This window comes from Pseudomonas sp. 18173, from assembly GCF_050432945.1.
Classification (GTDB): Bacteria; Pseudomonadota; Gammaproteobacteria; order Pseudomonadales; family Pseudomonadaceae; genus Aquipseudomonas.
Genome location: NZ_JBKFTN010000004.1, coordinates 140,620 through 165,957, shown reverse-complemented (window position 1 = coordinate 165,957; position 25,338 = coordinate 140,620). Strand labels below are relative to the sequence as shown.

Annotated in this window: 22 protein-coding genes; 18 read left to right on the top strand and 4 right to left on the bottom strand. The window is 61.1% G+C overall.

Translation table 11 applies throughout. From position 1 onward, the window contains the following. Positions 1-162: 162 nt before the first annotated feature. The gene (locus ACLD1X_RS06205) at positions 163-1,572 is read left to right on the top strand and encodes an MATE family efflux transporter (protein ID WP_429366583.1); all 1,410 of its coding nucleotides are present in this window, start codon (positions 163-165) and stop codon (positions 1,570-1,572) included. Positions 1,573-1,621: 49 nt separating this feature from the next. On the opposite strand, the gene tusA is transcribed toward ACLD1X_RS06205, so the two are convergent. Both tusA and rlmM read right to left on the bottom strand, forming a co-directional pair. Further along, the gene (gene tusA / locus ACLD1X_RS06200; protein ID WP_085716771.1) at positions 1,622-1,873 is read right to left on the bottom strand and encodes a sulfurtransferase TusA; all 252 of its coding nucleotides are present in this window, start codon (positions 1,871-1,873) and stop codon (positions 1,622-1,624) included. Between the two features lie 210 nt (positions 1,874-2,083). Further along, positions 2,084-3,157, bottom strand: coding sequence for a 23S rRNA (cytidine(2498)-2'-O)-methyltransferase RlmM (rlmM, locus tag ACLD1X_RS06195; protein WP_008022982.1), 1,074 nt, complete (start codon positions 3,155-3,157; stop codon positions 2,084-2,086). A gap of 226 nt (positions 3,158-3,383) precedes the next feature. Between rlmM and acnA the strand changes: the two genes are divergently transcribed. The 3 genes from acnA (at position 3,384) to ACLD1X_RS06180 (ending at position 8,848) form a co-directional block, all read left to right on the top strand. Next, the gene (gene acnA, locus ACLD1X_RS06190; RefSeq protein ID WP_429366582.1) at positions 3,384-6,125 is read left to right on the top strand and encodes an aconitate hydratase AcnA; all 2,742 of its coding nucleotides are present in this window, start codon (positions 3,384-3,386) and stop codon (positions 6,123-6,125) included. A gap of 260 nt (positions 6,126-6,385) precedes the next feature. Next, the gene (locus tag ACLD1X_RS06185; protein WP_429366581.1) at positions 6,386-7,177 is read left to right on the top strand and encodes a CPBP family intramembrane glutamic endopeptidase; all 792 of its coding nucleotides are present in this window, start codon (positions 6,386-6,388) and stop codon (positions 7,175-7,177) included. 105 nt (positions 7,178-7,282) lie between these two features. Next, positions 7,283-8,848: a methyl-accepting chemotaxis protein gene (locus ACLD1X_RS06180; protein WP_429366580.1), complete on the top strand. Its 1,566-nt coding sequence runs from the start codon at positions 7,283-7,285 to the stop codon at positions 8,846-8,848. 205 nt (positions 8,849-9,053) lie between these two features. On the opposite strand, the gene ACLD1X_RS06175 is transcribed toward ACLD1X_RS06180, so the two are convergent. Beyond that, positions 9,054-9,731: an alpha/beta family hydrolase gene (locus ACLD1X_RS06175; RefSeq protein WP_429366579.1), complete on the bottom strand. Its 678-nt coding sequence runs from the start codon at positions 9,729-9,731 to the stop codon at positions 9,054-9,056. 93 nt (positions 9,732-9,824) lie between these two features. Here ACLD1X_RS06175 and ccoN (ACLD1X_RS06170) point away from each other — a divergent pair, with 93 nt between their 5' ends. The 8 genes from ccoN (ACLD1X_RS06170) to ccoP (ACLD1X_RS06135) all read left to right on the top strand — a co-directional run bounded on the left by ccoN (ACLD1X_RS06170) (position 9,825) and on the right by ccoP (ACLD1X_RS06135) (position 16,723). After that, entirely contained in the window at positions 9,825-11,249 is a 1,425-nt protein-coding gene (gene ccoN, locus ACLD1X_RS06170; RefSeq protein WP_429366578.1) for a cytochrome-c oxidase, cbb3-type subunit I, read from the top strand. Positions 11,250-11,259: 10 nt separating this feature from the next. Continuing rightward, on the top strand, positions 11,260-11,868 hold the full coding sequence (gene ccoO, locus ACLD1X_RS06165; RefSeq protein ID WP_429366577.1) for a cytochrome-c oxidase, cbb3-type subunit II: 609 nt from the start codon (positions 11,260-11,262) through the stop codon (positions 11,866-11,868). 3 nt (positions 11,869-11,871) lie between these two features. After that, positions 11,872-12,075: a cbb3-type cytochrome oxidase subunit 3 gene (locus tag ACLD1X_RS06160; RefSeq protein ID WP_429366576.1), complete on the top strand. Its 204-nt coding sequence runs from the start codon at positions 11,872-11,874 to the stop codon at positions 12,073-12,075. After that, on the top strand, positions 12,072-13,025 hold the full coding sequence (ccoP, locus tag ACLD1X_RS06155; RefSeq protein ID WP_429366575.1) for a cytochrome-c oxidase, cbb3-type subunit III: 954 nt from the start codon (positions 12,072-12,074) through the stop codon (positions 13,023-13,025). The genes ACLD1X_RS06160 and ccoP (ACLD1X_RS06155) overlap by 4 nt, the downstream gene beginning before the upstream one ends. A gap of 482 nt (positions 13,026-13,507) precedes the next feature. Continuing rightward, on the top strand, positions 13,508-14,950 hold the full coding sequence (gene ccoN, locus ACLD1X_RS06150) for a cytochrome-c oxidase, cbb3-type subunit I (RefSeq protein WP_429366574.1): 1,443 nt from the start codon (positions 13,508-13,510) through the stop codon (positions 14,948-14,950). Continuing rightward, positions 14,950-15,558 (top strand): cytochrome-c oxidase, cbb3-type subunit II, encoded by a 609-nt coding sequence (ccoO, locus tag ACLD1X_RS06145; RefSeq protein ID WP_057396232.1) that lies wholly within the window; start codon positions 14,950-14,952, stop codon positions 15,556-15,558. The genes ccoN (ACLD1X_RS06150) and ccoO (ACLD1X_RS06145) overlap by 1 nt, the downstream gene beginning before the upstream one ends. Before the next feature lie 5 nt (positions 15,559-15,563). Further along, the gene (locus ACLD1X_RS06140; RefSeq protein WP_003175465.1) at positions 15,564-15,749 is read left to right on the top strand and encodes a CcoQ/FixQ family Cbb3-type cytochrome c oxidase assembly chaperone; all 186 of its coding nucleotides are present in this window, start codon (positions 15,564-15,566) and stop codon (positions 15,747-15,749) included. Beyond that, a complete protein-coding gene (ccoP, locus tag ACLD1X_RS06135) occupies positions 15,746-16,723 on the top strand; it encodes a cytochrome-c oxidase, cbb3-type subunit III (protein WP_111282311.1) in 978 nt (325 codons plus the stop codon). Before ACLD1X_RS06140 ends, ccoP (ACLD1X_RS06135) begins: the two co-directional genes overlap by 4 nt. A 57-nt stretch (positions 16,724-16,780) precedes the next feature. On the opposite strand, the gene ACLD1X_RS06130 is transcribed toward ccoP (ACLD1X_RS06135), so the two are convergent. After that, on the bottom strand, positions 16,781-17,740 hold the full coding sequence (locus ACLD1X_RS06130; protein WP_429366573.1) for a metallophosphoesterase: 960 nt from the start codon (positions 17,738-17,740) through the stop codon (positions 16,781-16,783). Positions 17,741-18,232: 492 nt separating this feature from the next. Here ACLD1X_RS06130 and ccoG point away from each other — a divergent pair, with 492 nt between their 5' ends. The 6 genes from ccoG (at position 18,233) to hemN (ending at position 25,277) form a co-directional block, all read left to right on the top strand. Further along, on the top strand, positions 18,233-19,648 hold the full coding sequence (ccoG, locus tag ACLD1X_RS06125; RefSeq protein WP_429366572.1) for a cytochrome c oxidase accessory protein CcoG: 1,416 nt from the start codon (positions 18,233-18,235) through the stop codon (positions 19,646-19,648). Positions 19,649-19,659: 11 nt separating this feature from the next. Then, entirely contained in the window at positions 19,660-20,199 is a 540-nt protein-coding gene (locus tag ACLD1X_RS06120; RefSeq protein ID WP_429366571.1) for a FixH family protein, read from the top strand. Between the two features lie 100 nt (positions 20,200-20,299). Beyond that, on the top strand, positions 20,300-22,750 hold the full coding sequence (locus ACLD1X_RS06115) for a heavy metal translocating P-type ATPase (protein WP_429366570.1): 2,451 nt from the start codon (positions 20,300-20,302) through the stop codon (positions 22,748-22,750). A gap of 22 nt (positions 22,751-22,772) precedes the next feature. After that, complete coding sequence (gene ccoS / locus ACLD1X_RS06110) at positions 22,773-23,000, top strand: cbb3-type cytochrome oxidase assembly protein CcoS (RefSeq protein ID WP_429366569.1); 228 nt, start codon at positions 22,773-22,775, stop codon at positions 22,998-23,000. After that, positions 22,993-23,676 (top strand): sulfite exporter TauE/SafE family protein, encoded by a 684-nt coding sequence (locus tag ACLD1X_RS06105; protein ID WP_429366568.1) that lies wholly within the window; start codon positions 22,993-22,995, stop codon positions 23,674-23,676. Before ccoS ends, ACLD1X_RS06105 begins: the two co-directional genes overlap by 8 nt. Positions 23,677-23,894: 218 nt before the next feature. Beyond that, on the top strand, positions 23,895-25,277 hold the full coding sequence (gene hemN / locus ACLD1X_RS06100) for an oxygen-independent coproporphyrinogen III oxidase (protein WP_429366706.1): 1,383 nt from the start codon (positions 23,895-23,897) through the stop codon (positions 25,275-25,277). Positions 25,278-25,338: the final 61 nt, after the last annotated feature.

Genomic DNA, 25,338 nt, shown 5'->3' with positions numbered 1-25,338 from the left:
ACGCGGGATGCCTGAGTGAACGTGGCATCCTTGCGTCCATCGCGAGCAAGCTCGCTCCTACAGAGGGTTGCTTACAAATCGGTAACACGGGTCTTTTCCTGACTGTTGCGTCAACGCGTAGAATGCGCGCCTGTGCATCAAAACCTTTTGGACGTTTCGCTATTGAATCCTGTAATCGAGAATACCGCCGCCATCGCTCCTGCGCGGACAACCCCCGTACGCCTGGAACTCAAGGGCCTGCTCGGCCTGGCCCTGCCCATCATGGTCGCGCAACTGGCCACCACGGCCATGGGCTTTGTCGATGCTGTGATGGCCGGCCGCGTCAGTCCACGGGACCTGGCTTCCGTGGCCCTGGGCAACTCGATCTGGATTCCGGTCTACCTGTTGATGTCCGGCGTCCTGCTGGCGACCACACCCAAGGTCGCACAACGTTTTGGCGCCGGGCAGTTTGACGAGATCGGGCCGCTGGTGCGCCAGGCGCTGTGGCTCGCTCTGTGCGTCGGGTTGATCGGCAGTGGCCTGCTGCTCGGCGCCGAGCCGATCCTGCACTGGATGAAAGTCGACCCGCAATTGATCGAGCCGAGCATGGGTTACCTGCACGGTATCGCCTTCGGTTTGCCGGGCATGGCTTTCTATTACGTACTGCGCTGCTACAGCGACGGCATGGGGCGGACCCGTCCGAGCATGGCCATTGGCCTGTGCGGCCTGTTGCTGAACATCCCGCTGAACTATGCGTTGATCTATGGCCACTTCGGTGCACCGGCCCTGGGCGGTGTCGGTTGCGGCTGGGCCAGCGGCATCGTGATGTGGTTCATGGCCTTGAGCATGGCCGGCTGGACGTTCTGGGCGCCCTTCTATGCCCGCACCCGTGTGCTGGTGCGTTTCGACCGTCCGCAATGGGCCGTGATCAAGCGCCTGGTCAGCATCGGCCTGCCGATCGGCATCGCCGTGTTCGCCGAGTCCAGCATCTTCGCGGTCATCGCCCTGTTGATCGGCAGCCTCGGCTCTACCGTGGTGGCCGGGCATCAGATCGCGCTCAATATCAGCTCGTTGCTGTTCATGATTCCGTACTCGCTGGGCATGGCGGTAACGGTGCGGGTCGGTCAGGCCCTGGGGGCCGGCAATCCCTGGCAGGCACGCTTCGCGGCGAAGGTCGGGCTTGGCGCAGCGCTGGTGTTCGCGGCGTTCTCGGCGAGCCTGATCCTGCTTCTGCGCGAACCGATCGCCTCGATCTACACACCTGACCGGAACGTGATCCAGATTGCGTCGATGCTGATTGTCTATGCCGCGCTGTATCAGTTTTCCGATGCCATCCAGGTGATTTGCGCGGGCGCGCTGCGTGGCTACCAAGACACCCGGGTGACGATGATCCTGACCTTGTTCGCCTATTGGGGCATCGGCCTGCCGGTCGGCTACGTGCTGGGGCTGACCGACTGGTTCGGCCCGGCCAGCGGCCCGAGCGGGCTGTGGGAAGGGTTGATTGCCGGATTGAGCTGTGCGGCGCTGATGCTGTCGATCCGCCTGACGCTCAGTGCGCGCAAACGGATTCGCAACAGCCGCGTGGCTGGTTGATCGCACAAAAAAAAGACCTGCTTTTGCAGGTCTTTTTTTGGGGGTGTCGTCAACCGGACTTCTTGCGAATCCAGTAGAGGTAGGTGCCCTCCTCCTCGTGCTGCCCCACCAGTTCGTGGTCGAGAAACACACAGAACTTGGGAATGTCGCGACGGGTCGACGGGTCGGTGGCGATCACCTTGAGCAGGCCGCCGGGCACCAGGTCACGAATGTGCTGGTGCAGCATCATCACCGGCTCGGGGCAGTTGAGGCCGGTGGCGTCGAGGGTGCCGTCTACCGGCGTATCAAGCATTTCACTCATGATTCACTCCTGAAGCTGGCCGGCATTGTCGCGCATTGCCGGGTGTTCGGTCACCTGTGGCATTACGCCGCCCTGGCGGGATGACCACTGACCTGTGGGAGCGGGCTTGCCCGCGATGGCGGACTCTCAGACTCACTCATGCAAGATGTGCCGCCGTCCTCGCGGGCAAGCCCGCTCCCACAGGGTTTGTGTGAAATTTGAACCTGTGCGTCAACGAGACTTGGGCTTCTTCACGTCCAGCCGACGCAAATGGCACGTCACTTCCTCGCGGTCGTGATACAGCTGCTTGCAGCCGATCTCGACCTTGATACCCCGCGCCTTGAAGCCATCGGCAATACGCTCCAGCAACCGTTTCACTTCGGCATAACGCTGTTTCATCGGCAGCTTGAGGTTGACCACCGCCTCGCGGCAATGACCGTCACCGATCCATTCTTCCAGCATCGCGGCGTTGCGCGCCGGCTTCTCGACGATGTCGCAAACCATCCAGTCCACTGGCTGCTTGGGCTTGAAGGTGAAACCGTCGGCCATCAGGTGTTGCACCAGACCGGTGTCCATCAGGCTTTCGGCCATCGGGCCATTGTCGATGGCGGTCACCAGCATGCCACGGTTGACCAGTTGCCAGGTCCAGCCACCGGGAGCGGCCCCCAGGTCGACACCGGTCATGTCGCTGTGCAGGCGCTCGTCCCACTGGTCGCGCGGGATGAAGTGGTGCCAGGCCTCCTCCAGCTTCAGGGTCGAACGGCTCGGCGCCTCCCGCGGAAATTTCAACCGGGGAATGCCCATCGGCCACATGGCCGAGTTGTTCGATTCGGCCAGGCCCATGAACACTTCACGGCCGCTTTTGAAGGTCAGCAGCAGGCGCGGCTTGTGCGCGTCCTCGACCAGTTTGCCGGCGGCCATCAACGCCTTGCGCAGGTGCACTTCGAATTTCTTGCAGAAGTTCGACAGTTCCTTGCCGTCGTTGGTGTCGACCATTTCCAGCCACAGGCTGCCGCACAGCGGAAAGTCCGCCATATGATCGAGGATCACGCTGATGCGGTCGGTTTCCGGCAGATCGATGAAAATCCCGCGGGCCCACTGGCGCGGGAAGATCAACTCGGCGAAACGCTGCCCGCGCATCAGGCGCTCGGCGCCGTCTTCTTCGGTGCAGACGAATTCGGCGCAAGCCGTGGCGGCCTTGGCCTTGGCATAACCGGCCACGTTCAGCCGAGCGGCAAGGTCGGAAATCTCGGAACAGACTTCACCTTCGAAGCCCGGCCGGCAATGCATGAATAGGGTGTTCATTAATACTCCTGGACCCTGTAGGAGCGAGCAGGCTCGCTCCTGCAAAGAGAGACCGCTTGCCCTGAAGCAAAGCCTGTCACGAAAACCGGCGCATGATAGCTGACTTCGGAACCTGGGGTCTGTCCATAGAGTCCAGTTATTAGCCAGCTACTTAAAACAGGGCTAGGTTTAATGCTCTGCCCGTCCCCTCTGTCCGTAGCCGTGCGGACTTAAAGGAGTGATCGCAATGCCGTCTCTCGATAGCCTGAAAACGCTCAAGACCCTGCAAGTCGGCGACAAGACCTACCACTACTTCAGCCTGCCCGCTGCCGCCAAAAGCCTGGGCGAGCTGGACAAGCTGCCGATGTCGTTGAAAGTCCTGCTGGAAAACCTGCTGCGCTGGGAGGACGAGAAAACCGTCACCGGCGCCGACCTCAAGGCGATTGCTGCCTGGCTCAAGGAACGTCGCTCCGACCGCGAAATCCAGTACCGCCCGGCGCGGGTGCTGATGCAGGACTTCACCGGCGTACCGGCGGTGGTCGACCTGGCCGCCATGCGCGCAGCGATGGCCAAGGCCGGCGGCAATCCGCAGCGAATCAACCCGTTGTCGCCGGTAGACCTGGTCATCGACCACTCGGTGATGGTCGACAAGTTCGCCTCCAGCAGCGCATTCGAACAGAACGTCGACATTGAAATGCAGCGCAATGGCGAGCGTTACGCGTTCCTGCGCTGGGGCCAGAGTGCCTTCGACAATTTCAGCGTAGTGCCGCCGGGCACCGGGATCTGCCACCAGGTGAATCTTGAATACCTTGGCCGCACGGTCTGGACCAAGGACGAGGACGGCCGCACCTATGCCTTCCCCGACACCTTGGTGGGCACCGACTCCCACACCACCATGATCAACGGCCTCGGCGTGCTCGGCTGGGGCGTCGGCGGTATCGAGGCGGAAGCGGCAATGCTCGGGCAACCGGTGTCGATGCTGATTCCGGAAGTGATCGGTTTCAAACTCACCGGCAAGCTCAAGGAAGGCATCACTGCCACCGACCTGGTGCTGACCGTCACCCAGATGCTGCGCAAGAAAGGCGTGGTGGGCAAATTCGTCGAGTTCTACGGCGACGGCCTCGCCGACCTGCCGCTGGCCGACCGCGCGACCATCGCCAACATGGCCCCGGAATATGGCGCCACCTGCGGTTTCTTCCCGGTGGACGACGTCACGCTGGAATACCTGCGCCTGTCCGGCCGCCCCCTCGAAACGGTGCAACTGGTCGAGGCCTACAGCAAGGCTCAGGGCCTGTGGCGCCTGCCCGGCCAGGAGCCGCTGTTCACCGACAGCCTGGCGCTGGACATGGGCAGCGTCGAAGCCAGCCTTGCCGGACCGAAACGCCCGCAGGACCGGGTGTCGCTGCCCAATGTCGCGCAAGCCTTCAGTGACTTCATCGACACGCAATTCAAACCCACCAGCAAGGAAGAAGGCCGCCTGGAAAGCGAAGGCGGTGGCGGCGTCGCCGTCGGCAACGCCGATCTGGCCGGTGAAGCGGATTACCACCACGACGGCCAGACCTATCGCCTGAAAAACGGTGCGGTGGTGATTGCCGCCATCACCTCCTGCACCAACACTTCCAACCCGAGCGTGATGATGGCGGCCGGGCTGGTGGCGAAGAAAGCCGTGGAAAAAGGCCTGAAACGCAAGCCCTGGGTGAAAAGCTCGCTGGCCCCGGGCTCGAAAGTGGTCACCGACTACTACAAGGCGGCCGGCCTGACCCCGTACCTCGATGAGTTGGGTTTTGCCCTGGTCGGCTATGGTTGCACCACCTGCATCGGCAACTCCGGGCCGCTGCCGGAACCCATCGAGAAAGCCATCCAGCAAGCTGACCTCACCGTGGCGTCCGTGCTCTCGGGCAATCGCAACTTTGAAGGCCGGGTGCATCCGCTGGTGAAAACCAACTGGCTGGCCTCCCCGCCGCTGGTGGTCGCCTATGCATTGGCGGGTACGGTACGCACCGACCTCAGTCGCGAACCGTTGGGCAATGACAAGGACGGCAAACCGGTCTACCTGCGGGACATCTGGCCAAGCAGCAAGGAAATTGCCGACGCGGTGAATCAGGTCAACACCGCGATGTTCCACAAGGAGTACGCCGAAGTGTTTGCCGGAGACGAACAATGGCAGGCGATCAAGGTTCCGCAAGCGGCGACCTATGTCTGGCAGGACGACTCGACCTATATCCAGCATCCACCCTTCTTCGACGATATCGGCGGCCCACCGCCTGTAGTCAAGGATGTCAGCGCAGCGAACATTCTCGCACTGCTCGGCGATTCGGTGACCACCGACCACATCTCCCCCGCCGGCAACATCAAGGCAGACAGCCCGGCCGGGCAATACCTGCGCGACAAAGGCGTGGAGCCGCGGGACTTCAACTCCTACGGCTCGCGGCGCGGCAACCATGAAGTGATGATGCGCGGCACCTTCGCCAATATCCGCATACGCAACGAAATGCTCGGCGGCGAGGAAGGCGGCAACACCCGCTATATTCCCACCGGGGAGAAAATGCCGATCTACGACGCCGCCATGCGTTATCAGGCTTCGGGCACCCCGCTGGTGGTGATCGCCGGCCAGGAATACGGCACCGGATCGAGCCGCGACTGGGCGGCCAAAGGCACCAACCTGCTGGGGGTCAAGGCGGTCATCGCCGAAAGTTTCGAACGGATTCACCGTTCCAACCTGGTGGGCATGGGCGTGCTGCCATTGCAGTTCAAGCTGGATCAGAACCGCAAGAGCCTGAACCTGGGCGGCAGTGAAACCCTGGACATCCTCGGCTTGACCGGCGTCGAGCTGACGCCACGGATGAACCTGACCCTGGCCATCACTCGCGAAGACGGCAGCAGCGAGAAGATCGAGGTGTTGTGCCGGATCGATACGTTGAATGAAGTGGAGTACTTCAAGTCCGGCGGGATTCTGCACTACGTGTTGCGGCAGTTGATCGCGTCTTGACCGACCGCTGACAAAGACACCGCCTTGTGGCGGTGTTTTTGTTGGGGACAGTCAGTAAGCTATCGCGAACAAGCTCGCTCCTACTTTGGTTTCAAGCCGTACTCAACATCAGCGGCGTGACACGGACTACTGTGGGAGCGGGCTTGCTCGCGAAGGCGGCGTGTCAGCAACGTTGATGTCGACTGACACGACGCCTTCGCGAGCAAGCCCGCTCCCACAGAATTTGGGGGACATCGCAAATCCCGACACAAGGACTTCAAATGATTGCCCTGCCATGGACGTTTCTGGCCCTGCTTTCCTTCGGCTATGGACTGGCGCTGACTTACGGCCATCTCGGTTGGCTCTCTGCAATCTCGGTATTCCTGTTACTGGTCGCCGGTGTAGCGGTACGCCAGCGCGAAATTCCATTTGTCCGCTATCTCGGCCACGGGCTGTTCATCGTCCTGGCTTTGACCCTGGCGACACATTGGCTTCCCGGCTTCTACAACGGTCGCGGTATCGCCCCCCAGCGTTTCACCGACAACGCCGTGTTGTTCGCGATGCACCTGAACCTGGACAAACCGCTGATCGGCTTCTGGCTGTTGCTGGTTTGCCCGTGGATTGTCGGCCGTCGTTCGCTTCGGCAATCGCTGTATGCCACCTCACTGGCATTGACCTTGAGCGCCCTGCTGGCACTGGGCGGCGCGCTGTTGCTGGGGATCATCGCCTGGGCGCCGAAATGGCCGGATCAAGCCTGGTTGTGGTTGCTGAACAATCTGCTGCTGGTGACGCTGGTCGAGGAAGCACTGTTCCGTGGCTACATCCAGGGCGGCCTGAGCCGCTGCCTGAAACACCACCCCCAGGGTGAAAACCTCGCCCTGTTGCTGGCGTCATCGGCCTTCGGCCTGGCCCATATCGGCGCAGGATGGCAGTGGGTGCTACTGGCAACGCTGGCCGGGGTCGGTTATGGCCTGGCCTACCGTTTCGGTGGGCTGGGCGCCGCAATCGCCAGCCACTTTGGCTTGAACCTGCTGCACTTCGGCTTGTTTACCTATCCGATGCTCGCCGGCTGACGCAAGGGTCATTTTGCGACGCATGGCTGATTATCGAAAAATAATCTCAATAATCCGCCGACCTTGCCGATACAGCACTTGAAAGCCTTGCGGATTAAAAAAGCCATGCGTAACAACCAGCCAATTACACAACGCGAGCGGACCTTCCCGGCTCAGCAACGGTTGATTTCCACCACCGATGCCAAGGGCATGATCACCTACTGTAACGACGCCTTCGTCGAAATCAGCGGGTTTTCCCGAGAGGAGCTGATCCGTGCACCGCACAACCTGGTCCGTCACCCTGACGTGCCGGCCGCGGTGTTCGCACACATGTGGGGCACACTGAAACAAGGCTTGCCATGGATGGGCATTGTCAAGAATCGCTGCAAGTCCGGTGATCATTACTGGGTGAACGCCTATGTGACACCGATCTTCGAAAGCAATCAGGTGATCGGTTACGAGTCGGTGCGGGTCAAGCCCACCGCCGAACAGATCCGCCGCGCCGAAGCGCTCTACCAACGCATCAACCAGGGCAAGTCGGCCGTTCCCTCCTCGGATAAATGGCTGCCGATCCTGCAGGACTGGCTGCCGTTCATTCTGGTCAGCCAATTGAGTTTCATGATCGGCGCATCGCTGAACTCCCATTGGGGGTTTGCGCTGGCTGCCGGGCTCTCGGTGCCGCTGGGCCTGATGGGCCTTCAATGGCAACAGCGTGGCCTCAAGCGCTTGCTGCGCCTGGCCGAGCAGACCACCTCCGATCCATTGATCGCACAGATGTACACTGACAGTCGCGGCGCCCAGGCACGCCTGGAGATGTCCATCCTCAGTCAGGAAGCACGCCTGAAAACCTGCCTGACGCGCCTGCAGGACACCGCCGAACACCTGACCGACCAGGCCAGGCAGTCCGATGCCCTGGCGCACAACAGCTCCAGCGGCCTGGAACGTCAACGCGTCGAAACCGAGCAAGTGGCCACCGCGGTCAACCAGATGGCCGCCACCACCCAGGAAGTCGCCAGCCACGTGCAACGCACCGCTGATGCCACCCAGGAAGCCAATCGCCTGACCGGTCGTGGTCGTGACATTGCCGGGGAAACCCGCGAAGCCATCCAGCGCCTGTCGGTGGTGGTCGGTGAAACCGGCGTGACCGTGACCCAGCTGGCCAAGGACAGCAACGAAATCGGTGGCGTGGTCGACGTGATCAAAGGCATCGCCGACCAGACCAACCTGCTGGCCCTGAACGCCGCCATCGAAGCGGCCCGTGCCGGCGAGATGGGTCGTGGTTTTGCGGTGGTCGCCGACGAAGTCCGTCAACTGGCGCAACGCACCAGCGAGTCCACCGGGCAGATTCATGCGCTGATCGCCAAGCTCCAGCAAACCGCCGGCACCGCGGTGCAGACCATGGAAGCCGGGCATCGCCAGGCCGAAGAAGGCGTGGCGCGGGTACTGGAAGCGGACCAGGCACTGGTGGGGATCAGCGAAGCGGTGGCCAACATTACCGACATGACCACCCAGATCGCGGCCGCGACCGAAGAGCAAAGCGCCGTGGCCGAAGAAATCAGCCGCAACATCAGCAACATCTCGGAGCTGGCGGACCAGACCTCGGAACAGGCACAGAACTCGGCATTGCTGAGTGAAGAGCTGACCAAGACCGCCAATACCCAGTATTCGCTGGTGGAGCGTTTTAACCGCTGAGTGATGCTGGAAAAAACAAAACCCGGACGGTGAAGGCCTCCGGGTTTTTTATTGCCAATCTGGAAGTGAAGTTGCCTGTCCGGGCCTCATCGCTGGCAAGCCAGCTCCCACAGTGACTCGCGGTGTGACTCGATTTTGTGCCCAATGCAAAAACCTGTGGGAGCTGGCTTGCCAGCGAAGAGGCCATCACTGCCGGCAAAAAATCTCACTGAAGAAATGCAGCCACCCGCCCCGCAGCAGCCTCCATATGCTGCTCATGGGTAAACCCGGAAGCCTTCAACGGCTTCAAGTCATGATCCCCTGCCACCAGCCACAACACGTCGATACCCGGCGATAGCGCATACCCCTCGACCGCCTCACGATTGCCCAGCGCATCGCGCTCGCCCTGCACGATCAAGGTCCGGGTCTTCAGGTCGGCCAAATGCTCGACCCGTGGCTTCTCCGGCTTGCCCACCGCATAGAACGGATACCCCAGGCACACCAGCGCATCCGCCCCCAGCTCATCGGCCAGCAGACTGGCCATCCGCCCGCCCATGGACTTGCCGCCCACGGCCAGCGGCCCAGTGACATGGCGTCGCACCTGGGCATACACCTCGCGCCAGCATTCCAGCAGTTTCGGTGCCGGGTTCGGTGGGCGCTTGCCGCCGTCGATGCGCCGCTGCGCCATGTACGGAAATTCGAAGCGCAACACGTTGATGCCTTGAACGGCGAGGCGTGCAGCCATGTCGCTCATCCAGTCGCTGTCCATCGGTGCGCCGGCGCCGTGGGCGAGGATCAGCGTCGCCGCAGCCTTGCCAGCCGCGGTATTCCACAACCATCCATGATCCCGCACGCACTGCGCCCATTGATCCCCGTCAATACCGGCCTTGTGCCCTTTGTCCATGCTTGCCTCGCTTTAGTCTGCCTATAACTCCGGCCAAAGAGTGCGCTGCCAAGCGCTGCGCGCTCACTTCGGCTGAACCGTGGATGGGGAACCATGAACACTTCTATCAGTACCGCCTACAACTACAAGGTGGTCCGCCAATTCGCCATTATGACGGTGGTGTGGAGCATCGTCGGCATGGGGCTCGGGGTTTTTCTCGCCGCCCAGTTGGTCTGGCCCGAACTCAACTTCAATTTGCCGTGGACCAGCTTCGGCCGCTTGCGCCCGCTGCACACCAACGCCGTGATCTTCGCCTTCGGCGGCTGCGCGTTGTTTGCCAGTTCGTTCTATTCGGTGCAACGCACCTGCCAGACACAGCTGTTTGCGCCGAAAATCGCCGCGTTCTGTTTCTGGGGCTGGCAGCTGGTGATCCTGCTGGCGGCCATCAGCCTGCCGCTGGGCTACACCAGCTCCAAGGAATACGCCGAGCTGGAATGGCCGATCGACATCCTGATCACCATCGTCTGGGTCGCCTACGCCATCGTGTTCTTCGGCACGATCATGCAGCGCAAGACCAAACACATCTACGTCGGTAACTGGTTCTTCGGGGCGTTCATCGTCACCGTGGCGATCCTGCACATCGTCAACAACATGGAACTGCCGGTCAGCTTCACCAAGTCCTACTCGCTGTACTCGGGTGCCACCGATGCGATGGTGCAATGGTGGTACGGCCACAACGCCGTAGGTTTTTTCCTCACCGCCGGTTTCCTCGGGATGATGTACTACTTCGTGCCGAAACAGGCCGAGCGCCCGGTGTATTCCTATCGCCTGTCGATCGTGCACTTCTGGGCGCTGATCACCCTGTACATCTGGGCCGGCCCGCACCACCTGCACTACACCGCGCTGCCGGACTGGGCGCAGTCGCTGGGCATGGTGATGTCGCTGATCCTGCTGGCACCGAGCTGGGGCGGGATGATCAACGGCATGATGACCCTGTCGGGTGCCTGGCATAAGTTGCGCAGCGACCCGGTCCTGCGCTTCCTCGTGGTGTCGCTGGCGTTCTACGGCATGTCGACCTTCGAAGGGCCGATGATGGCGATCAAGACGGTCAACGCCCTCTCCCACTACACCGACTGGACCATCGGCCACGTACACGCCGGCGCGCTCGGCTGGGTGGCGATGATCTCCATCGGCGCGCTGTACCACATGATCCCGAAAGTCTTCGGCCGCGAGCAGATGCACAGCATCGGCCTGATCAACGCGCACTTCTGGCTCGCCACTATCGGCACCGTGCTGTACATCGCCTCAATGTGGGTCAACGGTATCGCCCAGGGCCTGATGTGGCGTGCGGTGAACGAGGACGGCACGCTGACCTACTCCTTCGTCGAAACCCTGGTGGCCAGCCATCCAGGCTTCGTCGTGCGGCTGGTGGGCGGGGCGATCTTCCTCAGCGGCATGTTGCTGATGGCCTACAACACCTGGCGTACCGTGCGGGCCTCGCAGCCTGCCGAAGTCGCCGCTGCCGCGCAGATGGCCTGAGGAGTCCGCCATGAAACACGAAACTATCGAGAAAAACGTCGGCCTGTTGCTGCTGCTGATGATCCTGGCCGTGAGCATCGGCGGCCTGACCCAGATCGTCCCGCTGTTCTTCCAGGACGTGACCAACAAACCGGTGGAAGGCATGAAGCCCTACACCGCGCTGCAACTGGAAGGTCGCGACATCTATATCCGCGAAGGCTGTGTCGGCTGTCACTCGCAGATGATCCGTCCGTTCCGCGCCGAGACCGAACGCTACGGGCACTACTCGGTGGCCGGTGAAAGCGTCTGGGATCACCCGTTCCTGTGGGGCTCGAAACGTACTGGCCCGGACCTGGCGCGGGTCGGCGCGCGCTACTCCGATGACTGGCATCGCGCGCACCTGTACAACCCGCGCAACGTCGTGCCGGAGTCAAAGATGCCGGCCTACCCGTGGCTGGTGGCCAACCAGCTCGACAGCAGTCATACCGAAACCAAGATCAAGGCCATGCGCACCCTGGGCGTGCCGTACACCGACGCGGACATCACCGGCGCCGTCGCCTCGCTCAAGGGCAAGAGCGAAATGGATGCGCTGGTCGCCTACCTGCAAGTGCTCGGCACTGCGATCAAGAGCAAGAGGTGAGCCATGGTTGTCGAGATGAGCACTGGAATGATCCGTGGCCTGGGCACCGTCGTTGTCTTCATCGCCTTCGTCGGCCTGACCCTGTGGGTGTTCAACGGCAAGCGCGGCCCGGCATTCGCCGAAGCGCGCCTGCTGCCGTTCGCCGATGAGCCGCAATCCGAAAACAGCAATCAACAAGAATCCGCCGCAAGGAGTACCCGGCCATGACCACCTTCTGGAGTACGTGGATCTGCGTACTGACCATCGGCAGCCTGATCGGCCTGACCTGGCTGCTGATCGGCACCCGCAAGGGCGAAACCAAGGGCAGCGTCGACCAGACCATGGGCCACAGCTTCGACGGCATCGAGGAGTACGACAACCCGTTGCCGCAATGGTGGTTCATGCTGTTCGCCGGCACCCTGGTGTTTGCGGTCGGGTACCTGGTCCTCTATCCCGGCCTGGGCAACTGGAAAGGCATCCTCCCCGGCTATGAAAACGGCTGGACCGGCGTGCACGAGTGGGAAAAGGAAATGGCCAGGGCTGACGCGAAGTTCGGGCCGATCTTCGCCAGATTTGCGGCGATGCCCGTGGAAGAAGTGGCCAAGGACCCACAGGCGCTGAAAATGGGTGGCCGCCTGTTTGCCTCCAACTGCTCGGTGTGCCACGGCTCGGATGCCAAGGGTGCATACGGCTTCCCCAACCTGACCGACAGCGACTGGCGCTGGGGCGGCAGCGCGGACACCATCAAGACCACCATCATGGGTGGCCGGATGGCGGCGATGCCGGCCTGGGGTGAAGTCCTGGGGGAAGACGGCGTGAAGAACGTCGCCGCGTATGTGCGCAATGGCCTGGCCGGCCTGCCGTTGCCGGCCGACAGCAAAGCCGACCTGCAAGCCGGACAGCAAGCGTTCAGCACCACCTGCGTCGCCTGTCACGGGGCAAACGGCCAGGGCACTGAAGCCATGGGCGCGCCGAACCTGACGCACCCGACCGGCTTCATTTACGGCACCAGCCTCACGCAGCTCGAGCAAACGATTCGTCATGGTCGCCAGGGCCATATGCCGGCGCAAAACGAACTGCTCGGCAATGATAAAGTGCAGCTTTTGGCGGCGTACGTTTACAGCCTGTCGCACGCCTCCGGTTCCGGGCATTTGCCGACCGAAGACAAGGTCGAATAAATCTTGACCGCTCTACTGCCGCATTCACCCGAATGCGGCAGCCTCCCTGCCTCTTTGCGACGCATTGTCGCACCCTCTTCGACTCTTCCTTTCGGTTCCCCGGATTCACGTCTAAGCTTCCCCCGATGCTGGCCGGCAAGCACCGGTTCCAGGTCGACCTGAAGCGAGGTGTTCGACGATTTTGCCCGATGACAGGCCGCAAAGGCCGGTAATACCGGCTGTCGCGCCAATTGCCATTGGTCACTCGATCGTTGCGTTTTAACACACCCCGTTACATGTGGCCTGAACCCCTCGCCTTTCAAGTTCGCCAGGACAATTTGCCCACGGGTATTTTTGTCCTTACGCGGCGCATGGAAAGGCCGCAGAATCAGCATTTGAAAGCATTGACCCAGGTCATGGCGCGTTGCAATGACCCCCTGCTTTCTCCATACTTGCGGCCGATTTTTAATCCTAATAAAACACCCAAACCGTGGAACCTTAGAATGAGCACAGCAATCAGTCCGACTGCTTATAACTATAAGGTAGTCCGCCAGTTCGCCATCATGACGGTGGTCTGGGGGATCCTTGGCATGGGGCTCGGTGTCTTCATCGCCTCGCAACTGGTCTGGCCGGAGTTGAATTTCGGTCTGCCGTGGACGAGCTTTGGACGCCTGCGCCCGTTGCACACCAACCTGGTGATTTTCGCCTTCGGTGGATGTGCACTGTTTGCCACTTCTTATTACGTCGTGCAGCGAACCTGCCAAACGCGACTGATTTCCGACAGCCTCGCCGCCTTCACCTTCTGGGGATGGCAAGCGGTGATTGTCGGCGCGATCATTACCTTGCCGATGGGTTTCACCACCACCAAGGAATACGCGGAACTGGAATGGCCCCTGGCTATTCTGCTGGCCATTGTCTGGGTCACCTACGGTCTGGTGTTCTTCGGCACCATCGTCAAGCGCAAGACCAAGCACATCTATGTGGGTAACTGGTTCTACGGCGCGTTCATCGTCGTGACCGCGATGCTGCACATCGTCAACCACATGTCGCTGCCGGTCAGCCTGTTCAAGTCCTACTCGGCCTACTCGGGTGCCACCGACGCGATGATCCAGTGGTGGTACGGCCACAACGCCGTGGGCTTCTTCCTGACCACCGGCTTCCTGGGGATGATGTACTACTTCGTGCCGAAACAGGCCGAGCGTCCGATCTACTCCTATCGCCTGTCGATCGTGCACTTCTGGGCGCTGATCACCCTGTATATCTGGGCCGGTCCGCACCACCTGCACTACACCGCGCTGCCGGACTGGGCGCAGTCCCTGGGCATGGCCATGTCGATCATCCTGCTGGCGCCAAGCTGGGGCGGCATGATCAACGGCATGATGACCCTGTCGGGCGCCTGGCATAAGCTGCGCACCGACCCGATCCTGCGTTTCCTCGTGGTGTCCCTGGCGTTCTACGGCATGTCGACCTTCGAAGGTCCGATGATGGCGATCAAGACCGTCAACTCGCTGTCGCACTACACCGACTGGACCATCGGCCACGTACACGCCGGCGCTCTGGGCTGGGTGGCGATGATCTCCATCGGCGCCATCTACCACATGATCCCGAAACTGTTCGGTCGTGCGCAGATGCACAGTACCGGCCTGATCAACGCGCACTTCTGGCTCGCGACCATCGGTACCGTCCTGTACATCGCCTCGATGTGGGTCAACGGCATCACCCAGGGCCTGATGTGGCGTGCAATCAACGACGACGGCACCCTCACCTACTCGTTCGTCGAAGCGCTGCAAGCCAGCCACCCAGGTTTCATCGTCCGCGCCTTGGGCGGTGCGTTCTTCGCCAGCGGCATGCTGCTGATGGCCTACAACGTGTTCCGCACCGTTCGTGCCTCGGATCCGGTTGAAGCCGAAGCCGCCGCCAAGATTGCCGTAGTTGGAGCTCACTGATGAAGCATGAAGCAGTCGAGAAGAATATTGGCCTGCTGGCCTTCTTCATGGTCATCGCCGTCAGCGTCGGCGGCCTGACCCAGATCGTTCCGCTGTTTTTCCAGGACGTCACCAACAAGCCGGTCGAGGGCATGAAGCCGCGCACCGCCCTTGAACTGGAAGGCCGGGACGTTTATATCGCCAACGGTTGTGTCGGCTGCCACTCGCAGATGATCCGTCCGTTCCGGGCCGAGACCGAACGCTACGGCCACTACTCGGTCGCCGGCGAAAGCGTCTGGGACCACCCGTTCCTGTGGGGTTCCAAGCGTACCGGTCCGGACCTGGCCCGTGTCGGCGGTCGTTACTCCGATGACTGGCAGCGTGCGCACTTGTACAACCCGCGCAACGTCGTGCCTGAGTCGAAAATGCCGGCCTACCCGTTCCTCGTGGAAAACAAGCTCGACGGCAAAGACACCGCCAGGAAAATGGAAGTCTTGCGCACGCTCGGCGTCCCTTATACCGACGAAGACATCGCCGGTGCGAAGGATGCCGTGAAGGGCAAAACCGAAATGGACGCGCTGGTGGCCTATCTGCAAGGCCTGGGCACCATCATCAAAAGCAAACGGTGATCTAAATGGATATCGGGATGATTCGTGGCCTGGGCACCGTCGTCGTGATGGTTGCCTTTATCGGACTGGCCCTTTGGGTGTTCAGTCCCAAGCGCAAGTCGGAGTTTGAAGACGCGACCTTGCTGCCTTTCGCGGATGATCCCGAAGCCATCAAGCACGTCGAGCAAGCTTCTAGGAGTAACAAAGAATGACTACATTCTGGAGTCTGTACGTCACAGTCCTCAGTCTCGGTACGATCTTTTCCCTGACCTGGCTGCTGCTGTCGACCCGCAAGGGACAGCGCGCAGAACAGACGGACGAGACAGTCGGGCACTCCTTCGACGGGATCGAGGAGTACGACAACCCGCTGCCGAAATGGTGGTTCATGCTGTTCGTGGGCACCATCATCTTCGCACTGGGCTACCTGGCGCTGTATCCGGGCCTGGGTAACTGGAAAGGCCTGCTGCCGGGTTACGGCTATCTCGACAACGAGAAGCAGACCCCGTTCGCCAACGGCCAGACCGGCTGGACCGGCGTTCACGAGTGGGAAAAGGAAATGGCCAGGTCGGACGCCAAGTTCGGTCCGATCTTCGCCAAGTTCGCAGCCATGCCAATCGAAGAAGTGGCCAAGGACCCGCAAGCGCTGAAGATGGGTGGCCGCCTGTTCGCCTCCAACTGCTCGGTTTGCCATGGTTCCGACGCCAAGGGCGCCTATGGCTTCCCTAACCTGACCGACGCCGACTGGCGCTGGGGCGGCGAGCCGCAAACCATCAAGACCACCATCATGGGCGGCCGCCATGCCGTGATGCCTGCGTGGGCTGAAGTGATTGGCGAGCAAGGCGTGGCCGACGTGGCCGCGTTTGTCCTGACCAACCTCGATGGCCGCAAGCTGCCGGAAGGCACCAAGGCCGACCCGGTTGCCGGGCAGAAACTGTTCGCCACCAACTGCGTGGCCTGCCACGGCCCTGAAGGCAAGGGCACGCCAGCAATGGGCGCTCCGAACCTGACTCACCCAGCCGCGTTCATCTACGGTTCGAGCTTCGCTCAACTGCAGCAGACCATCCGCTACGGCCGTCAGGGCCAGATGCCTGCGCAAGAACAGCTGCAAGGCAACGACAAGGTTCACCTGCTGGCCGCTTACGTCTACAGCCTGTCTCACGGCGAGAAGGCAGCGGACGCCCAGTAAGGCAAACGCTTGAAGCAACAAAAAAGGCCCCGCCAATGTGAATTGGCGGGGCCTTTTTCATGGCCTCCTGGCAAAAACAGATTTCACCGGCACCGTTGCGACCAATTGACGATTCTGCCAATCGTTGTTCTCAACCAGGTCGACACTCAACTGCTTTCGATCTTCGGAGAAACTGGCGATCAGGTAAGTCTCCTGAGAGGCGCTGCCACTGATAAACACTGGTACACCGTTCATGTAATACGCGTCACCACCGTCATGATGGTAATGACCAGCAAATATGGCTGTCACCTCGTATCGGGCGATCATGTCCCGAAAGCGCTTTTCTTGCTCCCAGCCCCCCTGCATTTCATTTGGCTTATGCATGTTGATAATGATTGCATACCCCTGAGTCCAAGCGCTGCGCAGGTCTTTCTCGAGCCAATCGAGCGAGCTGGAGATCTCGAACGTCATCGGGTTCAACGCATGAGATATCCGGGTTGTGTAGGTCGGCTCATTATTGAGTTGGACCATATGAACTTCACCTATATTTTTGGAATAGGCAAGGCTGCCTGAGTACAGCCCGCTCAGAGCCCATCCGGTTATATTCAAGTCCATATCATCAACTTTGCCAAGGTGATGCTCTTTAAACTCCACAATACTGCCTGCCGCACAGTTATTGGTAAAACAATCATCCACATTATTCTCATAGTCGTGATTACCCAGGCCGTACAGATAATCATCACCAAAATATCTCTTTAATGCCGAGCTAATGTAGAAACGCTGCCATCCGTGTCCAAAAGCAGTCATGTCGCCATTAATCATCAGCGGAACTTGCGCCAACGATCCATGCTTACGGCGAAAGTCTGCGATACTTTCAAACTGGCGATCAATCAGCCACTTCGAGCGTTTTTCAAAATCCTTATCGGACTCAGGCTCACCGCTGTCGGTCTTGTCCGTCCAGGGATACTGCGGATCAGATGCAAAAACCATATGACGCGGCATGCCATCAATCGAATACACAACAGTAGACGCAGACATTAACAACAGACACACCCACGCCTTGATACTCCTTCCACTAAACATAAAATTAAATTTCCTTCCATAGATTTACGCATAGCAAACTTGCCAGCGCTCATTTTCAAACTATTCAACAAAAACCAAAATATCAAACAACCAACCACGAACAATTCAATTAAAATATTTCCCCAACAGCTAAAAACAAAAAACCATCTAAAGCATCACGACCAAAACGGTAAAGTTGACCGTACACGCCGGAGGCGACAGATTCCCGACAATTGCTTGCGATTGCGCCCCCCTTCCTGAAAAACCGTCCATACTTCATAAGTCAATTGACCTGCATCACGTTTTGTTACATTCGCTACACCATCTGCGACCTTCCCCCAACGCGACCAAAGGTCGCACCCTTGGACTAGAGCGACAGGCGTATCATTGAGCCACTGCAACACCCCTTTTTGACCCCGGCCGGCACGTACTGACCGAGGCATTTTTCCACTGCCGTGGGATGCAATGATGAGCAACCAGATTCCGGTACACGACATCACTCCACCCAACAAGAACGCGAACAACAGCGTCGACCTCTACGCCTCCAGAGAAAAAATCTACACCCGCGCCTTCACCGGCCTGTTCCGCAACCTGCGGATGGCCGGCGGTGCCGTGTTGTTCCTGTTGTATTTCGGTACGGTATGGCTGAACTGGGGTGGTCACCAGGCGGTCTGGTGGAACCTGCCGGAGCGCAAGTTCTTCATTTTCGGCGCCACCTTCTGGCCCCAGGATTTCATCCTGCTGTCGGGCATGTTGATCATCGCCGCGTTCGGCCTGTTCTTCATCACGGTCTATGCAGGCCGGGTCTGGTGCGGCTACACCTGCCCGCAGAGCGTCTGGACCTGGATCTTCATGTGGTGCGAAAAGGTCACCGAAGGCGACCGCAACCAGCGCATCAAGCTCGACAAGGCGCCCATGAGCGCCAACAAGTTCCTGCGCAAATTCAGCAAGCACGTCATGTGGCTGCTGATCGGCTTCGTCACCGGCATGACCTTCGTCGGCTACTTCTCGCCGATTCGCGAATTGACCATCGACTTCTTTATCGGTGAAGCGGATGGCTGGTCGTACTTCTGGGTCGGCTTCTTCACCCTCGCCACTTACGGCAACGCCGGCTGGTTGCGTGAGCAGGTGTGCATCTACATGTGCCCGTACGCACGCTTCCAGAGTGTGATGTTCGACAAGGACACCCTGATCGTTTCCTACGATCCGCGCCGTGGCGAGTCCCGTGGCCCGCGCAAAAAAGGTATCGACTACAAGGCCCAGGGCCTGGGTGACTGCATCGACTGCACCATGTGCGTGCAGGTCTGCCCGACCGGCATCGACATCCGCGACGGCCTGCAAATCGAATGCATCGGTTGCGCCGCCTGCATCGATGCCTGCGACGCCATCATGGACAAGATGGAATACCCGCGCGGGCTGATCAGCTACACCACCGAGCACAACCTGTCCGGGCAGAAAACCCATAAACTGCGCCCGCGCCTGATCGGCTATGCCGTGGTGCTGCTGGCGATGATCAGCTTGCTGGTGACAGCATTCTTCATGCGCTCGCTGGTGGGTTTCGATGTCAGCAAGGACCGTGTGCTGTACCGTGAGAACGCCGAAGGCCGGATCGAAAACGTCTACAGCCTGAAAATCATGAACAAGGACCAGCGCGACCACACCTACTTGCTCGAAGCCTCTGGCCTGGAGGATCTCAAATTGCAGGGCCGGCGCGAGATCAAGGTCGCGGCCGGCGAGATCGTCAGCCAGCCAGCCGAACTGTCCGTCGCACCGGAAAAACTGCCGTCGAGCACCAACGAGGTGAAATTCATCCTCAAGGATGCCGATGACGCCAGCGTCCACATTGAAGCCAAGAGCCGGTTCATCGGCCCACAAAATCGTTGAGAGAACTGAACATGCCCGCAGCAACTGCCGCAAGTCCCTGGTACAAGCACCTCTGGCCATGGATCATCATCGGGATCCTGGCCTGCTCGGTGACGCTGACCTTGTCCATGGTGACCATTGCGGTGAAGAACCCGGACAACCTGGTCAACGACAACTACTACGAGGCCGGCAAAGGCATCAACCGCTCCCTCGACCGTGAGCTGCTGGCCCAGACCCTGAAAATGCGCGCCAGCGTTCATCTCGATGACGTGACCGGCGAGGTCGACCTGCGCCTGAGCGGCGAGAGCCAGCCCAAGACCCTGGAGCTGAACCTGATCTCGCCGACCCAGCCGGAGAAGGATCGCAAGATCACCCTGAGCCGCAGCGAAACCGAACAGGGCCGCTACATTGGCCAATTGAGCGACAAGATCGAAGGCCGGCGCTTTGTCGAATTGCTCGGCACTCAGGACGACCACATCTGGCGCATGTTCGAAGAGGAACTGGTCAGCCATGACAAGGATCTGCTGCTTGGTGACGAACCGCTGCAAGGCGCGGAAGACCTGAAGAAGTAAAAAGCCTGCGCTTCGCGAGCAGGCCCGCTCCCACAGTTGATCCCTGTGGGAGCGGGCTTGCCCGCGATGAGGCCCTCCCGGACGATGTAGACTTCACCCCATGACCACCCCACTCCCCTGCTATCACTGCGCCCTGCCCGTCCCGACCGGCAGTCGCTTCACCGCCGCCGTGCTCGGGGAGTCCCGCGAATTCTGCTGCCCGGGCTGCCAGGCCGTGGCCGAGGCCATTGTCGCCGGCGGCCTGGAAAGCTATTACCAGCATCGCAGCGAAGCCTCGGCCAACCCCGAGGCGCTGCCGGTGCAACTGGTGGACGAACTGGCGCTGTACGACCGTGCCGATGTGCAGCAGCCCTTTGTCCGCCACGACGGCGAACTCGCCGAAACCACGCTGTTGATGGAAGGCATCAGTTGCGCCGCCTGTGGCTGGCTGATCGAAAAACACCTGCGCACCTTGCCGGCCGTGGCCGAAGCGCGCCTGAACCTGTCCAACCATCGCCTGCACGTGCGCTGGACCGATGCGCAATTACCGCTGAGCCAGGTCCTCGCCGAATTGCGCCAGATCGGCTACGCCGCGCACCCGTATCAGGCCGACCGGGCCAGCGAACAACTGGCCAGCGAAAACCGCCTGGCCCTGCGTCAGCTCGGCGTGGCCGGGCTGCTGTGGTTCCAGGCGATGATGGCAACCATGGCCACCTGGCCTGAATTCAACATCGACCTCAGCCCTGAACTGCACACCATCCTGCGCTGGGTCGCCCTGTTCCTCACCACCCCGATCGTGTTCTACAGCTGCGCGCCGTTTTTCAAAGGTGCCATGCGCGATCTGCGCACCCGTCACCTGACCATGGACGTTTCCGTGTCGCTGGCCATCGGCAGCGCCTACATTGCCGGGATCTGGACGTCGATCACCGGGGTCGGCGAACTGTATTTCGATGCCGTCGGCATGTTTGCCCTGTTCCTGCTGGCCGGGCGCTATCTGGAACGGCGCGCCCGCGAGCGCACGGCCGCCGCCACCGCACAGCTGGTGAACCTGTTGCCCGCCTCGTGCCTGCGCCTGGCCCCTGACGGCCAGAGCGAACGCATTCTGCTCAGTGAACTGCGTGTCGGCGACCGGGTACTGGTTCATCCGGGGGCGATTCTCCCGGCTGACGGCAAGATCCTCGACGGTCAGTCGAGCGTCGACGAGTCGCTGCTGACCGGCGAATACCTGCCGCAACCACGCACCCTCGGCGATGCGGTCACCGCTGGCACCCTCAACGTCGAAGGTGCGCTGACCGTCGAGGTTCAAGCCCTGGGCCAGGACACTCGCCTCTCGGCCATCGTTCGCCTGCTCGATCGTGCCCAGGCCGAAAAGCCGCGGCTGGCGGAAATCGCTGACCGCGCCGCGCAATGGTTCCTGCTGTTGTCGCTTATCGCCGCCGCCGCGATTGGCCTGCTGTGGTGGCAACTGGATGCCTCGCGAGCTTTCTGGATTGTGCTGGCGATGCTCGTGGCGACCTGTCCGTGCGCCTTGTCGCTGGCGACGCCGACCGCCCTCACCGCGGCCACCGGCACACTGCACAAACTCGGCCTGTTGCTGACCCGCGGCCATGTCCTTGAAGGCCTGAACCAGATCGACACGGTGATTTTCGACAAGACCGGCACCCTCACCGAAGGACGCCTGGCATTGCGCTCGATCCGCCCGCTCGGCGCGCTCGACAGCGATCGATGCCTGGGCCTCGCCGCCGCCCTGGAAAACCGCTCCGAACATCCGATCGCCCGTGCTTTCGGACGCGCGCCGATGGCCGCCGAAGAAGTCCACAGCACGCCGGGCCTTGGCCTGGAAGGACTGGTTGACGGGCGACGCCTGCGCATCGGCCAACCGCGTTTCGTCTGCGAACTCAGTGGCGCCGGGGTGCCATCGATACCCGAAGAAGCCGGCCAGTGGCTGCTGCTCGGCGACAGCCAGGGACCGCTGGCCTGGTTCGTCCTCGATGATCGCTTGCGTGCCGATGCGCCGGCATTGCTGGCCGCGTGCAAGGCGCGTGGCTGGCGTACGCTGCTGTTGTCCGGTGACAGCTCGCCGATGGTCGCCAGCGTGGCGGCGCAACTCGGTATCGATGAAGCCCGCGGCGGTTTGCGCCCGGACGATAAACTGCAGGTCCTGCAACGACTGCACAAGGAAGGTCGCAAGGTGTTGATGCTCGGTGACGGGGTCAATGACGTGCCGGTACTGGCGGCTGCGGACATCAGCGTCGCCATGGGCTCGGCCACCGACCTGGCGAAAACCAGTGCCGATGCCGTGCTGCTGTCCAATCGCCTCGACGCGCTGGTGCAAGCCTTCAGCCTGGCGCGGCGCACCCGTCGGATCATTATCGAGAACCTGCTGTGGGCAGGGTTGTACAATGGCCTCATGTTGCCTTTCGCCGCCCTCGGCTGGATCACCCCGGTATGGGCTGCGGTGGGCATGTCGATCAGTTCGTTGACCGTGGTGTTGAACGCGCTGCGCCTGACTCGGATGCCGAGCGCGCCCGCCCTCTCCACCACGCCAGAAATCCGTCCGCTGCCGGCCTGAGCCGCGCGGGCATGGAGTCCAGATGCCAGCTCTCTACGTGATGATTCCCGCTGCGCTGCTGATCGTGGCCATCGCCGTCTATATCTTCTTCTGGGCGGTCGACAGCGGTCAGTACGACGACCTCGACGGCCCGGCCCACAGCATCCTGTTCGACGACCAGGACCCTAACCACACCGCTGCCGTCGATGAGGCCAGCGGTCAACCGCCCCATCCGGCCAAACCGCAAGACAAGGCCCCACCCCATGCTTGAGTTGGCACCCCTGCTGGTGTCTGCGGTGATCCTCGGCTTGCTCGGTGGCGGTCATTGCCTGGGCATGTGCGGCGGCTTGATGGGCGCGTTGACCCTGGCGATTCCCAAGGAACAACGCAGCCGCCGCTTTCGCCTGCTGCTGGCCTACAACCTGGGGCGGATCCTGAGTTATGCCTGCGCCGGACTGCTGATCGGCCTGGCCGGTTGGGCCGTGGCCAGCAGCCCGGCGGCGATGTTCATGCGTATCCTCGCCGGACTGCTGCTGATCGCCATGGGCCTGTACCTGGCCGGCTGGTGGAGCGGCCTGACCCGCATCGAAAGCCTCGGTCGAGGCTTGTGGCGGCACATCCAGCCAGTCGCCAACCGGTTGCTGCCGGTATCGAGCATTCCACGCGCGCTGCTGCTGGGTGCGCTCTGGGGCTGGCTGCCGTGCGGCCTGGTCTACAGCACCCTGCTATGGTCGGCCAGCCAGGGCAACGCACTGGACAGTGCATTGCTGATGCTCGCGTTCGGGCTCGGCACCTGGCCGGTACTGCTGGCGACAGGCCTTGCCGCCGAGCGCATCACCGCGCTGCTGCGCAAACGCAGCGTGCGGATGGCCGGCGGGATGCTGGTGATGGTGTTTGGTCTCTGGACACTGCCGGGGCCGCATCAGCATTGGTTGATGGGGCATTAAACCGGCGGCGCGCCCATCGCGGGCAAGCCCGCTCCCACAGGGTTTGAGGATTGCCTCAATTTTTGGCCCAAACAAAAAACCTGTGGGAGCGGGCTTGCCCGCGATGAGGCCCGCACCAAGCGCACAACTCCCGAGCCTTGATGCAAATCAAGATCCCCCAACCCGCCCTCGCATAAAGTGGCCGACACTGCCAGCCTATCCGGGGGAATGCCCGCATGTTGCTCGACGCCATTCGTTGGGACACCGATCTGATCCGCCGTTATGACCTGGCGGGACCGCGCTACACCTCGTACCCGACCGCCGTGCAATTCAACAGCCAGGTCGGCACCTTCGACCTGTTTCACGCCCTGCGCGACAGCCGCAAGGCCCAACGCCCGTTGTCGCTGTACGTGCACGTGCCGTTCTGCGCGAACATTTGCTACTACTGTGCCTGCAACAAGGTCATCACCAAGGATCGCGGCCGGGCACAGCCGTATTTGCAGCGCCTGGAACAGGAAATCCAGTTGATCGCCTGCCACCTCGATCCCACGCAGAAAGTCGAACAACTGCACTTCGGCGGCGGCACACCGACCTTTCTCAGCCACGACGAACTGCGCCAATTGATGGCGCACCTGCGCAAACACTTCAATTTGCTGGACGACGACTCCGGCGACTACGGCATCGAGATAGACCCGCGCGAGGCCGACTGGTCGACCATGGGCCTGTTGCGCGAACTGGGCTTCAACCGGGTCAGCATCGGCCTGCAAGACCTCGACCCGGCGGTCCAGCGAGCGGTCAACCGCCTGCAAAGCCTGGAAGAAACCCGCGCGGTGATCGACGCCGCCCGCACCTTGCAGTTTCGTTCGATCAACATCGACCTGATCTACGGCCTGCCGCGACAGACGCCGGAGAACTTCGCCCGCACCGTCGAAGAGGTCATCCGCCTGCAACCGGACAGGTTATCGGTGTTCAACTACGCCCACCTGCCGGAACGCTTCATGCCGCAGCGGCGCATCAACAGCGATGAACTGCCGACACCCGCGCAGAAACTGGAAATGCTGCAGCGCACCATTGAGCAACTGATCAGCGCCGGCTACCGCTACATCGGCATGGACCACTTCGCCCTCCCCGACGATGAGCTGGCGATTGCCCAGGAAGAATCGACCCTGCAACGCAATTTCCAGGGCTACACCACCCACGGTCACTGCGACTTGATCGGTCTCGGCGTCTCGGCCATCAGCCAGATCGGCGACCTTTACTGCCAGAACAGCAGCGACCTGAACCACTATCAGAACACCCTGGCATCAATGCAGCTGGCCACCAGTCGTGGCCTGCTGTGCAATGCCGATGACCGGTTGCGGCGTGCGGTCATCCAGCAGTTGATCTGCAACTTCAGTCTCGAATACGCCGACATCGAACAGGCCTTCAACATCGATTTTCAAGGCTATTTCGGCGAACTTTGGCCCCAATTGCAAGACATGGCCAAAGACGGGCTGATCGAGCTCGAGCGCGACAGAATCACCGTCCTGCCCGCCGGGCGACTGTTGGTGCGCGCTGTGTGCATGGTCTTCGACGCATACCTGGAACAACACAGTCGCCAGCGCTTTTCACGGGTAGTCTAATTCTGCAAGCAAGCGCCCCAGACTGGCCTCGATATCCTATGGTGAGTTACCCTTACGTCTT